12 protein-coding genes are annotated in these 12,651 nt (G+C 73.5%); 4 read left to right on the plus strand and 8 right to left on the minus strand.

All coding sequences use genetic code 11. The features are described from left to right. Window positions 1-444: 444 nt before the first annotated feature. Both AB0H12_RS25975 and AB0H12_RS25980 read right to left on the minus strand, forming a co-directional pair. The gene (locus AB0H12_RS25975; protein WP_499626090.1) at window positions 445-1,635 is read right to left on the minus strand and encodes an MFS transporter; all 1,191 of its coding nucleotides are present in this window, start codon (window positions 1,633-1,635) and stop codon (window positions 445-447) included. Further along, window positions 1,602-2,798, minus strand: a complete 1,197-nt coding sequence (locus tag AB0H12_RS25980; RefSeq protein ID WP_499626092.1) for an MFS transporter — start codon at window positions 2,796-2,798, stop codon at window positions 1,602-1,604. The genes AB0H12_RS25975 and AB0H12_RS25980 overlap by 34 nt, the downstream gene beginning before the upstream one ends. 99 nt (window positions 2,799-2,897) lie before the next feature. On the opposite strand from AB0H12_RS25980, the gene AB0H12_RS25985 reads away from it, so the two are divergent. After that, window positions 2,898-3,842 (plus strand): RNA polymerase subunit sigma-70, encoded by a 945-nt coding sequence (locus AB0H12_RS25985; RefSeq protein ID WP_499626094.1) that lies wholly within the window; start codon window positions 2,898-2,900, stop codon window positions 3,840-3,842. 76 nt (window positions 3,843-3,918) lie between these two features. On the opposite strand, the gene AB0H12_RS25990 is transcribed toward AB0H12_RS25985, so the two are convergent. Both AB0H12_RS25990 and AB0H12_RS25995 read right to left on the minus strand, forming a co-directional pair. Beyond that, entirely contained in the window at window positions 3,919-4,545 is a 627-nt protein-coding gene (locus AB0H12_RS25990) for a DJ-1/PfpI family protein (RefSeq protein ID WP_499626096.1), read from the minus strand. Between the two features lie 16 nt (window positions 4,546-4,561). Then, window positions 4,562-5,635, minus strand: a complete 1,074-nt coding sequence (locus AB0H12_RS25995) for a GlxA family transcriptional regulator (protein ID WP_499626099.1) — start codon at window positions 5,633-5,635, stop codon at window positions 4,562-4,564. 69 nt (window positions 5,636-5,704) lie between these two features. Here AB0H12_RS25995 and AB0H12_RS26000 point away from each other — a divergent pair, with 69 nt between their 5' ends. Continuing rightward, entirely contained in the window at window positions 5,705-6,457 is a 753-nt protein-coding gene (locus AB0H12_RS26000; RefSeq protein WP_499626101.1) for an aminotransferase class IV, read from the plus strand. 44 nt (window positions 6,458-6,501) lie between these two features. After that, window positions 6,502-7,386 carry a hypothetical protein gene (locus tag AB0H12_RS26005; RefSeq protein WP_499626103.1) on the plus strand — a complete coding sequence of 295 codons (885 nt, stop codon included), beginning with the start codon at window positions 6,502-6,504 and terminating at the stop codon, window positions 7,384-7,386. Here the strand turns inward: AB0H12_RS26005 and AB0H12_RS26010 are convergent, their stop codons facing one another. After that, window positions 7,387-7,836, minus strand: a complete 450-nt coding sequence (locus AB0H12_RS26010; RefSeq protein ID WP_197289421.1) for an Lrp/AsnC family transcriptional regulator — start codon at window positions 7,834-7,836, stop codon at window positions 7,387-7,389. Next, window positions 7,833-8,960 (minus strand): M24 family metallopeptidase, encoded by a 1,128-nt coding sequence (locus tag AB0H12_RS26015; RefSeq protein ID WP_499626105.1) that lies wholly within the window; start codon window positions 8,958-8,960, stop codon window positions 7,833-7,835. The genes AB0H12_RS26010 and AB0H12_RS26015 overlap by 4 nt, the downstream gene beginning before the upstream one ends. Before the next feature lie 442 nt (window positions 8,961-9,402). On the opposite strand from AB0H12_RS26015, the gene AB0H12_RS26020 reads away from it, so the two are divergent. Next, window positions 9,403-10,344 (plus strand): 5'-3' exonuclease, encoded by a 942-nt coding sequence (locus tag AB0H12_RS26020; RefSeq protein ID WP_499626106.1) that lies wholly within the window; start codon window positions 9,403-9,405, stop codon window positions 10,342-10,344. Between the two features lie 206 nt (window positions 10,345-10,550). Here the strand turns inward: AB0H12_RS26020 and AB0H12_RS26025 are convergent, their stop codons facing one another. Continuing rightward, the gene (locus AB0H12_RS26025) at window positions 10,551-11,759 is read right to left on the minus strand and encodes a GNAT family N-acetyltransferase (protein WP_499626108.1); all 1,209 of its coding nucleotides are present in this window, start codon (window positions 11,757-11,759) and stop codon (window positions 10,551-10,553) included. A 145-nt stretch (window positions 11,760-11,904) separates the two neighbouring features. Then, window positions 11,905-12,597, minus strand: a complete 693-nt coding sequence (locus AB0H12_RS26030) for a DUF4333 domain-containing protein (RefSeq protein WP_499626109.1) — start codon at window positions 12,595-12,597, stop codon at window positions 11,905-11,907. Window positions 12,598-12,651: the final 54 nt, after the last annotated feature.

The raw sequence follows: 12,651 nt of genomic DNA on the forward strand, positions 1-12,651 counted from the left end.
TACACCAGGGCCCGCCCGGGCAGGGACCATAGTGACCAGCGTCGATCGCCCGACGACGTCGAACCCGCTCTGCCCATGGTTCCTCACGACTGTCTGCCCCGGACCGTCATGGCGTCCGGACGGAGGGTCACAGTAATGGTGACCTGTGTCGATGTCAGCCGCTACCGGGGTGACCAGGACCACTGGAGGTGATCGCGGTGCGCGACAAGATCTGGTGACACCGCCGGTCGTAGGCGTGTCGAGACGGAGGCGAGGTGTGGTCGTGCGCGACAAGATCTGGTGATCCCCCTGGTGCCGCTGTTCCCGCTGCCCGCCACGTCGAGGGGAGGTGCGCCGCCATGCGCGACAAGATCTGGTGAAGACGGGTTCCCCCGAAGGTGAACGACACCTACCGAGGCCACGCGCGGGCCGCGGCGAGCGCTCCGGCTCCCGCGGCCGGCGCGCTCACCCGACGCGTGCCCGGACCAGCCACAGGCACGCCGTCGCGACGCCGAGGCCGCTGAGCACGAGCGTCGCCCGCGGGCCGACGGCGTCGCCGAGCAGGCCGCCCACCAGCGCGCCGGCGGGCGCGGTGCCCCAGACCGCCGTGCGGATGGTCGCGTTGACGCGCCCGTGCAGGGCGGCGGGCGTCGCCTCGTACCGCACCGGCACCTGGTGCACGTTGTAGACCTGCAGCGCGAACCACATCACCGCCACCGCGCCGATCACCAGCTGGTCCGCCGCGACCGACGCCTGCCCCGCGCCGGTGACCAGGATCGCGGCGACCATCGTCCGCCGCCGACCCCACCACCCGCCCAACCGGGCCGCGACGAGCGCGCCGAACAGCCCGCCGACGGCGCCCGCGGACAGCGTCAGCCCCGCCTGCGCCGCCGACAGGCCCAACGCCGACACCAGGTGCAGCAGCACCACGACGGTGAAGGCGTTGAACCAGAAGACCTGCGTCGCGGTGCACAGCGTGACCCGCCGCAGCCCCTGGTGGCCGAACACCGCCCGCACCCCGGCCCACATGCCCGCACCGGCCTGCGGCCGTTCGACCACCCGGACCCACACCAACGTCACCGCCGCGACCAGGAAGCTGACCGCGTCGGCCACCACCGCGCCCGCCGCCGTGACCGCCCCGACCAGCCACCCGCCCACCGCGGGCCCGGCCACCTGCGCCGTCGCCTGCCCCACCTCCACCACACCCTGGGCGCGCGTCAACTGCCCGGCGGGCACCACCATCGGCACCAACGCCAACCCGGCGATGTCACCGAACACGGCGAACGTCCCCGCCACCGCCGCCGCCACGGCCAACAACGCCACCGACAACACCCCGAGCCCCGCCGCCACCGGCACGACCGCCAGGCTCACCGCCTGCCCGACGGCGCACACCCCGGCCACCACCCGCCTCGGCAGCCGGTCGACCCACACCCCGGCCGGCAACCCGAACACGAGGTACGGCAACCTCCCGCACGCGGTCACCACCCCGATCGCCCAAGGCCCCGCGCCCAACGTCAGGGCCGCCACCAACGGCACCGCGACCACCGTCACCTGCGACCCGACGAGGGACACGGACTGCCCGGCCCACAACAGCAGGAACGACCGGTTGCGCCACAACACGGTCAGGCGACCGCCGCGGGCGCCACGCGGGACCACGCGGTGGTGGCGGTGAGGGCCAGGACGGTGCCCGCGATGCCCGCCACGGCGATCGCGGTGGTCGCCGAGCCCGTCGCGGACGCCAGCAGGCCGCCCGCCGCCACGCCGATGCCCTGCGCGGCGACCAGGCCGCTGCGGGCGAAGCCCAACGCCTGGCCGCGCTGCTCGTCCGGCACCAGGCGCACGAACGTCGCGCCCGCCGTCACCTGGTAGGCGCTGAACACACCGCTCACCGCGAGCAACGCCACCGCGCCGACGAGGTTCGGCGCGAGCAGGTACCCGACCAGCGGCAACGCGGTGGCGACCGCGAGCAGCCCGAGCAACCGCACCCGCACCGACGCGGGCAGGAAGCGCAGCAGCACGGTGCCGAGGACCATCCCGGCCGGGTCGGCGGCCAGCAGCAGGCCGACCCCCGCCGCACCCGCCCCGACCTCCGCCGAGAACGGCGCGGCCAGCCCTTCCGGCACCACGGTGAACAGCGCCAGCCACCCCAGGCCGACCAGCAGCCGCAGCCGCCGGTCCCGCCACACCAGCGCGGCGCCGGCCCGGATCCGCACGCGCGCCGCGGGCACGGACGCCGGGGCGGGCCGGTGGCGCAGGCCGAACCGCAGCAGCAACGCCGACACCGCGAACGTCACCCCGTCGGCGAGCAGCGCGCCGGACGTGCCCAGCCACGCCACCACCAGCCCGCCGCCGACGAACCCCAGCAGCAGCCCCGCCTGGTGGGTGATCAGGTGCACGGACTGCCCGGCCTCGTACTTCCCGCCCAGCACGCACGGCAGCAGGGCGCCCTGCGCGGCGGCGAACGGCGGCTCGGCCAGCTGCGCCAGCACCAGCAACACCGCCACCACCGGCAGCGGCACGCCCGGCACCGCCATCACGGCCAGCAGCACGGCGCGCACCGCGTCGGCGACCACCATCACGGTCCGCCGCGGGTACCGGTCCGCCAGCCCCGTCAGCAGCACCCCGGACACCAGCGCGGGCAACATCGTCAACGCGTAGGTCAGCGCCGTCCACGCCGCGGACCCGGTGCGCTGGAACACCAGCACCGACAACGCCACCCTGGCCAGCTGGTCCCCGACGGTCGAGAGCACCGCGGCCGACCACAACACCCGGAACTCCGGCACCGCGAACACCGCGCGGAACCCCGTGCCCCCGACCACCCGCTCCCCCGATCCGGCCGCGACCGATGAGTTTCCCGGGCCGGCCCCGTCACAACTTGTGCGGCGTGCGACCGGCACGTCACCGTACAAGCCCGGAGGATGACCATGAGCGAGGTTGCGCAGATGACCGTCGACTTCACGCGGGAGGCCGAGCGGTGCCGGCACGAGCTGCGGGTGCACTGCTACCGGCTGCTCGGCTCGTTCGACGAGGCGGAGGACCTCGTGCAGGAGACGTTCCTCAAGGCGTGGCGCGCCAGGGACACGTTCGAGGGCCGGTCGTCGTTCCGCGCCTGGTTGTACCGGATCGCCACGAACGCGTGCTTCGACGTGATCGACCGCCGTCCCGCGCTCGCCGTCGCCGACGGGGTGCCGACGGCCGACGTGCCGTGGCTGCAGCCGTTCCCGGACGCCCTGCTGGACGCCGAGCCGGACGCGGAGGTGGTCGCGCGGGAGACGATCGAGCTGGCGTTCCTGGCCGCCGTGCAGCACCTGCCTGCCCGGCAGCGGGCGGCGCTGGTGCTGCGGGACGTGCTGGGCTGGCCGGCGAGCGAGACGGCGGCGTTGCTGGAGGACACGGTGCCCGCGGTGAACAGCGCGCTGCAACGCGCCCGCGTCACGATGCGCAAGCACCTGCCGCAACGGCGTGCCGACTGGTCGGGCGAGCCGAACCCGAGGGAGAAGGCGGTGGTCCGCAGGCTCGTCGAGGCCACCGAGCGCTGCGACATGGAGTTGATGGCCTCGGCGTTGCGCGAGGACGTCACGTGGACGATGCCGCCGCAGCCCGAGCGGCACTCCGGCCGCGACGCCGTGATGGACATCTGCGCGTCGGTGATGGTGGGCCCGGAGGCGTTCGGCGAGTGGAAGGTGGTGCAGACGTGGGCGAACCGGCAGCCCGCGCTCGCCAACTACGCCCGCAAGCCCGGCGAGGAGCTCTTCAAGCCGGTGGCGCTGGACGTGCTGCGGATCGAGGAGGACGAGATCGTGGAGATCACCACGTTCCCGTCGGACCGGTTCCCGCTCTTCGGCCTGCCCGCGACGCTGTGAGCCCCGACGTCCGGCCGGGCGGGTCCGGCGCGGGCGCGGCAGGCAGCAGCCCGCCGCGCCCGCCGCGGTGACCCGGTCAACTCCCCGCGAACACGCCGCGGGCGAAGGCGACGAGCTCGGCGGGCGCCGTCTCGGGGGAACCGGCCTGGTAGGGCGGCTGGGGGTCGTACTCGATGAACAGCTGGGTGAACCGGGCCCGCTCGTCGCCCCAGATCCGGCCGACGAGGGTGAGCGCCATGTCGATGCCGGCGGACACACCGGCCCCGGTGACGACGGACCCGTCGATGACGACCCGGTCGGTGCTGACCACCGCGCCCCGGGCGGCCAGTTCGTCGCGCAACGCCCAGTGCGTGGTCGCCGGACGGCCGTCGAGGATGCCCGCCTGCGCCAGCAACGTCGACCCGCTGCACACCGACGTGGTCCAGGTCGCGGTCGGGTGCGCCACGCGCAGCCACTCCGCGACCACGCCCTCCGCCAGCACCTCCGCCCAGCCACCGCCGCCGGGCACCACGATCACGTCGACGCGGTCCAGCTCGGCGAACGTCGTCGTCGGCACGATCGTCAGCCCGGCGTCGGTGATCACCGGGTCGAGCGAGGCGGCGACGAAGTGCGCGGTCACCTCCGGCTGGTGGCCCAGCACCTCGTACGGTCCCACCAGGTCCAGCGCGGTCATCTTCGGGTAGAGCACGAAAGCCACGTCCACGTCGTTCCCCCTGTCGTCATGCCGCACCGGTGGTGCGGAACCTGTCGCGGTAGCCGCCCGGCGTCACGCCGAGCACCCGCAGGAAAGCCCGGCGCAGCGTCTCCGCCGAGCCGAAACCCGTGCGCTTGGCGACGACGTCCAGCCCTTCGTCGCCGGACTCCAGCAGCCCGGCCGCCGCCTCGACCCGGACCCGTTCGACGTAGCGGGCTGGTGACACGCCGACCCGGCGCGGGAACACGCGGGCGAAGTGCCGCGGGCTCATCGCGGCGCGGCGGGCCATGCCGTCGACCGTCCAGCCGGCCGCCGGGTCGTCGGCGATCGCGTCGAGCACGGACCGCAGCCCCGGTTCCCGCACCGGCGGCACCCGTGAGCGGACGCTGAACTGCGACTGGCCGCCGGGGCGTTGCAGGAACACCACCATCCAGCGGGCGACCAGCCGGGCCAGCGCGGCGTCGTGGTCGCGTTCCACCAGCGCCAGCGCGAGGTCGATGCCCGCGGTGACGCCGGCGGACGTGACCAGCCGCCCGTCCTGCACGTAGATCGCGTCCGGCACCACGTCCACCGACGGGTGGACGGCCGCGAGCCGGTCGCAGAACGCCCAGTGCGTCGTGGCCCGGGCGCCGTCGAGCAGCCCGGTCGCCCCCAGCACGAACGCGCCCGTGCACACGCTGCCCACCCGCCGCGCGCCACCCGCGACCCGCCGCAGGTGGTGCAGCAGTTCGTCGTCACGGGCGGCGTCGGCGAACGTGAAGCCGCCGACCACGAGGACCGTGTCCACCCCGCCGGACACGTCCCGCAGGTCCTCGGCCTCCATCCGCAACCCGCCGGTCACCTCGAACCCGCCACCGATCCCCGCCAGCCGCACCCGGTAGCCGCCACGCGCTCGACCGGCCCCTTGCCGCAGGTCGCGGGCACGCGCCCGGTCGCTCCCGCGCGCCCGGTCGACGGCCGGCGTCTGATCGGCGACCAGCGCCCAGTCGGCGGCCAGCGCCTGGTTCGCGCCGGCGAACACGTCCGCCGGGCCCGCGATGTCGGTCAGCGCCGCACCGTCGTACCCGACCACCAGGACCTCGCGTTCCACAACGCCCACCCTCCCCACCTCACGGGACGGCGGCAACGACCGCCGACCCTCGATTCCCGCCACGCTACGTTCACCCCCGTGCTGAGGATCGAGATCGAGGGCGAGCCGCCGACCGTCGACCACTTCGCGCCCGGCCTGCTGGCCAACTACGGGCACTTCACCGCCATGCAGGTCCGCGACCGCCGGGCGAAGGGCCTCGACCTGCACCTGCGCCGCCTCGACCAGGCCAACCGGGAGCTCTACGGCACCCCGTTGGACGGCGACCGCGTCCGCGCCCTGATCTCGCACGCGCTGGCCGACGACGTCCGCGACGCGGCCGTCCGGGTCGTCGTGTTCGGCGTGGACGCGCCGTCGGTCATGGTCGTGGTGCGCCCGCCGGCCACTCCCCCGCCGACGCCCCAGCGCCTGATGTCGGTCGACTACACGCGCCCGTTGCCGCACGTGAAGCACCTCGGCGGCTTCGGCCAGCTCCACCACGGGCGCCGCGCCGTCCGGGCCGGCTACGACGACGCGCTGCTCACCGCCGACGGCGTCGTGGTGGAGGGCGCGATCGCCAACATCGCGTTCTTCGACGACGGTGACGGTGTGGTGTGGCCGCGGGCGGACTGGCTGCACGGCATCACCATGCAGCTGCTGGAACGGGAGCTGCCGTCGCGGCGCGAGGTGGTGCGGCTGGCCGACGTGGGCCGCTACCGGGGCGCGTTCCTGACCAACTCGATCGGCGTGGTCGCCGTGTCGGGCATCGACGACGTCGAGCTCACCGTGGACGCCGAGGCGCTCGCCCGCGTCCAGGCCGCTTACGACGCGATCACCGCCGACCCGTTTGAGTAGATCCACCGATGCCCGCCACGCCCGGGTCACGAGAGCGTGTGCGCGTGCTCGACTACCGGGTTCCCGTGCAGATCGCCGTGGTGTGGCTCGTCATGGGGCTGTCCGCGGCGTTCGTCGGCTGGCTGGTGCTGTTCGGGTTCTTCGTCCAGAGCGCCGTGCTGGTCCTGATCGGCCTGGCCGGCCCGTTCGCGGTGGCGTACCTGATCGGCACGTTCACCTCCCGCGGCAGCCCGCTGACGGCCACGCCGCTGCCCCGGCTCGGCTGGGCGGCTCTGGTGACCGTGTTCGGGCTGGTCGGCGCCGTGTTCTACAACGCGGTGCTGGAGTCGAGCGAACCCGCCGAGCCGCCGTCGTGGCTCGCGCTGCCCGCGCTCGGCGTGCCGTTCGCGCTGGTCGCGGCGATGCTGGCGCACGGCCTCGTGGTCCGGTTCGTCGCAGGCGTGGTGACCGTCGCCGCCGTGGCCTTCGGCGTCTGGCTGCCCACCACGATGCCCGGCGACGACGCGGCGTCCCGCATCGCGCACGCCGACCTGCCCGGCGGCGTGCTGCTGATCGCCACGCCGGAGGGGTACCAGTTCCCCCGGCTGACAGTCTCCGACGGCCTGGCCACCCTGGACTACAGCCGGTCCGGCGACGGCGGCGAGCTGCACGCGTTCCCGCGGCTCGTGGTGCGACCCGCCACTGCGGGGACGACGGAGCCGGAGTACCGGCAGGACCCGGTGGACCACGTGTTCGTGCGGCGGATCGGTGAGGTGGAGGCGGTCGCCGTGGTGACGAAGCGCGCCGACGTCGAGGCCGTGCGCGAGTTCGTGCTGTCCGTGCGGCCCGCGACCGACGACGAGGTCGAGCGCCTCCTGCCGGTGGCGCCCGACCGGCGTGACCGCGACGTGCTCCGCCGCTTCACGAACACGTGGGCGCGGCTGTTCTGATCACACCGCGGGCGGCCGGTCCTCGTACGGCGTGGACAGCACGACCGTGGTGCGGGTGGACACGTTCGCCACCTCGCGGATCTGCCTGAGCAGCTCCTCCAACGCGTGCGGCGACGCCACGCGCACGCGCAGCACGTAGGAGGCGTCGCCGGCGACGGAGTAGCACGCCTCGATCTGCGGCAGGTGCTCGAGCCGCTTCGGGTAGTCGTCCGGAGCCGCCGGGTCGATCGGGGTCAGGGAGATGAACGCGGTCAGCGGCAGGCCGACCTCGTCGCCGTCCAGCCGCGCCGCGTAGCCGCGGACCACGCCGCGCTGCTCCAGCCGCCGCACCCGCTGGTGCACGGCGGACACGCTCAGCCCGACCCGTTCGGCGAGGTCGGTGAAGCTGCACCGGCCGTCGGCCGCCAGTTCGCGCAGGATCGCCCGGTCGATCGGCTCCAGGTTCGTCACGTGGGCAGCACCACCAGCTCGTGCGGTCGGTTGTTGACGCTCTCCACGCCGTCGGCGGTGGCGATCACGATGTCCTCGATCCGCGCGCCCCACCGTCCGGGCAGGTAGATGCCGGGTTCGACGCTGAACGCCATGCCCGGCTCGAGCGGCAGGTCGTTGCCGCCGACGATGTAGGGGTCCTCGTGCACGTCCAGCCCGATGCCGTGGCCCGTGCGGTGGACGAAGTACTCGCCGAAACCCGCGTCGGAGATGATGTCGCGTGCCGCGGCGTCCACCGCTTCGCACGTGACGCCGGGCCGCACCGCGTCGACGGCGGCCTTCTGCGCGGCCTGCAGGACCGCGTAGGTCTGCCACACGTCGGCGTCACGGGGCTCGCCGAGCACGTAGTTGCGGGTGGAGTCGGAGTTGTAGCCCTCCGCCACGGGCCCGCCGATGTCGACCACCACCACGTCGCCCGCCTCGATCACGCGGTCGGACAGGTCGTGGTGCGGCGACGCGCCGTTCGGGCCGGAGGCGACGATGACGAACTCGGCCGCCACGTGACCCTCGGCGACGATCGCGGCGGCGATGTCCGCGCCCACCTCGGCCTCCGTGCGGCCGGGGCGCAGCCACTCGGCCATTCGCGCGTGGACCCGGTCGATCGCCGCGCCCGCCTTGCGCAACGCGGCCACCTCGGTGTCGTCCTTGCGCATCCTCAACTCGCGCAACACGGGCCCGGCCAGCACCTGGTCGGCGCTGACGGCGTCCCGCAACCGCAACGCGTGCAGCGCCGGCATCATGTCGGAGACGGCCGTCCGGTTCCCCTTCAACGCCCGCTTGACCAAGGCGTACGGGTCCTCGCCGTCGACCCACGTGGCCACGTCCACGCCGAGCGCGTCGGTGGGGACGTCGGCATAGCCCGGGTGCTCCAACTTGGGCACCACCAACACCGGCACACCACCGACCGGCACCACCAGACAGGTCAACCGCTCGAACGACGTGCCGCCCGCGCCGATGAGGTAGCGCAGATCCGAACCGGGCGCGATGAGCAACGCGTCAACGCCCGCGATGGCGGCGGCCGCGGCAGCCCGGTCGAGGCGCGCGCGCAGGGCGTCCACGTCGACGGGCCCAACATGGGTCGACATGCAGGGAAGCCTAGTGGTGCGGAGCCCGTCCTACGCCACAAGCCACCGCGCCAGGGTCCCTATCCCTCGATCGGGGCAGCACGCCCGCCTACCTGCCATTTCCCGGCGCCCTAATCCACGACCGGGTGATCATTGACAATCCGATGAACAATAACGCCGTTTCCACCCCACTGAAACGTCGGTTGGAACAACGAGGCCCGCCGCAACCACCCCCATGCCATGCCCAAACCTCACCCCCCGCCCCGCACCGTGCCTGCCCACACAACCCCCGCCCCGCACCCAGCCCTCGACCCGCACCCCGCACCCGCCCTCACTCACCCGCACCCACCCAGCCCACGCAGAGGAGGCCCGAGGCCCGAGTCATGCACCTGGCAGCTGGGTTATCCACAGGGACGGGCCCGAGCCGTCCACGATGTCGGTGGTCTCTGGCAAGCTGTCCCGGGTGAGCAACCCGCTGGTCCTGATGGACGCCGCCAGCCTGTACTTCCGGGCGTTCTACGCGCTGCCCGAGTCGATGACCGCACCGGACGGCACACCGGTGAACGCGGTGCGCGGGTTCGTCGACACGATCGCGAAGGTCATCACCGACCGGAAGGCGAGCCGCCTGGTCGCCTGCCTGGACGCCGACTGGCGCCCGGAGTTCCGCGTCGCCGCGCTCCCGTCGTACAAGGCGCACCGCGTGGCCGAGGGCGCAGCCGACGGCGAGGAAGAGGTGCCCGACACCCTCACCCCGCAGGTGCCGATCATCCTCGACGTGCTGGACGCGGTGGGCATCGCGACCGCCGAGGCCGACGGCTACGAAGCCGACGACGTCATCGGCACCCTCGCCGCCCGCGAGACCGTCGACCCGGTCGAAGTGATCACCGGCGACCGCGACCTCTTCCAGGTCGTGCGCGACGAGCCGACCCCGGTGCGCGTCCTGTACCTCGGCCGCGGGTGGGCGAAGGCCGAGTTGCTGGGTCCGGTGGAGTTGGCCGCCAAGTACGCGCTGCCGGTGCACGAGGCCGGGCGCGCGTACGCCGGGATGGCCGTGCTGCGCGGCGACCCGTCCGACGGTCTGCCCGGCGTGGCCGGCATCGGCGAGAAGACGGCGGCGAAGCTGATCAGCGAGTTCGGTTCGCTGCAAGCCGTCCTCGACGCCGTCCACGACGGCCGCGACCGCAAACTCACCACCCGCGCCCGCACCGCCCTGCTCAACGCCCAGGACTACCTCGCCGTCGCGCCGACCGTGGTCAACGTGGCGACCGACGCGAAGATCGTCATGGACCGCCCGGACGTCGTGCCCGCGGCACCCGTCGACCCGGACCGCGTCGCCGAGCTGACCCGGCGGTGGGGCCTCGGCAGCTCGTTGCCGAGGCTGCTGACCGCGCTGGAGCGCCGCTAGCCGCACCGGCCACGCCAATGGGCGCGAGCAGCGCCGGCCACCGCCAGCCGGCCGTTGGCGGGAGCCGCGTGCGGCCACCGGCGGATCATGAGCTGCGGGTCGGCGGAGGTGGCTGCCGGCGGCGGATGGGCCGCCTGTGGCCGCCGGAGGCCGACGTTGGCGGTGCGGCGGAGGTCAGGCGGTAGGTCGCGGGAGGCGCGGCGGGGTCAGAAGAAGGTGCCGCTCCACGGTGGCGCGGAGACCTCGAACAGCGCGTCGGCGCGTGCGAGGGCGCCGGGGTCGACGACGTCCAACCGACGGGTGGCGGCGAGCGTCGTGAACGACACGTCGCCCAGGTAGGTCGAACCGAGCGCGTCCACGTCCAGCACCAGCTCGGGGGAGTCGTCGACCCGCGTCACGCCGTCCGACGCGACGCGGTACGAGCCCGCGTTCTCCGGCAGGTAAGCGTCGCGCACGCCGATCACCACCGGCTCGGACTGGCGGTACGTCCGCGCCGACAGGGCGGCCGGGACGTCGAGCAGGCGCAGCCACGTCTCGTCGGTCTCCTCGGTGACCCGGCACGCGCGCCGGTCGCCCAGCAGCCACTCCACCGGCTCGTCCACCGGCCGGCCGAACGCCGACACCTCCGCGACCAGGTCGACGCCGAGCACGAACAGCCACAGATCGGCCCACGCCTCGGCGTTGTGCGCCCACAGGTCCAGCACCATCAGCGTGGTCGGCTTCTCCTCGCTCGAGTCGTGCCTGCCGGGCGCGACCTTGAACGCCACGTAGCCGTCGTCACCGGACGCGCCCGAGCGCACCGCGATCTTGATGTTCTCCTCGGCCGCCACGCGCCGGACGTTCAGGCTCCACCACGCGGGCCACCGGGAGATCGTGCCCGCACGCCCCGGCGACAGCTCGGCGAACAGCCCGTGCGCGATCCGCTCCCCCGCCTCGCCCTCGACCAGCCGCACCCGACCGACCGGGCGCGTGCGCGGGGCGGCCTTGCGCCGGTCGATGCGCAGGGACCGGTACCTGGTGGCGACGCCGTAGCCGTACCGGCCGTAGATGGCGGTCTCCGACGCGCGCAGCGAGGCGATCACGTCGCCGCCCGACCGCAGCGCCCGCAACTGCGCCCGCTGCAGCGCGCTCAGCACACCGCGGCGCGTCCAGTCCGCCCGCACCCCGACCCGGCTCACGGCGGCGTGCGGCACGACGGCCCCGCCCGGCACGGCCAGCCGCGACGGGAACGACTGGAGCGTGCCGATCATCTCCCCGTCGCCGAACGCGCCGAACACGCGTCCCTCGTCGTACGTCTCCTGCGCGAACTTCCACTGGTCGTCGGGGGCCGCCCCGTGGTGCAGCGTGCCGCGGAACAGGGTGTGCGCGGTCCGGTACTCGGAGTCGTCCAGCAGGCGGATGTCGTAGTCGGTCACCTCCGAATGGTGCCGTAGAGGTCGCTCGCATCGCTAACGAGTTTCACCCCGCGAAACCCACCAGGCGCAAGACCAGCAGGCGCGAAAACCCCGAGGCCACCCCCGCGTCGACAGCGGGGGTGGCCTCGGGGCGCGGACCGGGAGGTCAGCCGGCGGGCTGGCCGACCTCGTACTCGCCGTCCTCGGTCTTCACGGTGATCTTGACCGTCTTGTCCTTGCCGCCGACCTTCACCTTGCACTCGAAGGTCGTGTTCGGCTTGACCTCCTGCTCGGCCGGGCAGGTCGCGTTCTCCACGTCGGAGATCTTGTAGTCGTCCTTCAGCACGCCGACGACACCGTTCTGCACGGCCGTCTGGTCGAAGACCTTGGTGTTGAAGAACCCCGGCGCGACGAAACCGGTGATGCCGACGGCCGCGACCACCAGCACGACCAGCGCGACCACGACCCACAGCACGGCGCCGGACTTCTTCGGCTGCTGCTGGCCGTACTGCCCCGGCTGACCGAACTGACCAGGCTGCTGCCCGAACTGGCCGGGCTGACCCGGCTGCCCGAACTGGCCGGGCTGCCCGTACTGACCCTGCTGCGGCTGCCCGTACGGGTTCGACTGCGGGTTGTTCGGGTCGTACCCGGCGGGGTACTGCTGCGTGTACGGCTGCTGGCCCGGCTGCTGCCCCCACTGCTGCTGCTGCGAGGGATCCGGCTGCCCGTAGGGATTGGGCTGCTGAGCGGGGAAACCACCCGACGGCGTGCCCGGGTACCCACCACCGTAGGGCTGTTGCTGCTGGCCCCACTGCGGCTGCGGGTCGTTCCCTCCGGACGGTCCGTACGGACTGGTCATGCTCGGCCTCCGACGGTCGGTCTGGACAAGGTCGGTCTGCAAACGATCTGGACA

Source organism: Actinosynnema sp. NPDC023794 (assembly GCF_040639675.1).
Taxonomy (GTDB): Bacteria; Actinomycetota; Actinomycetes; order Mycobacteriales; family Pseudonocardiaceae; genus Actinosynnema; species Actinosynnema luteola.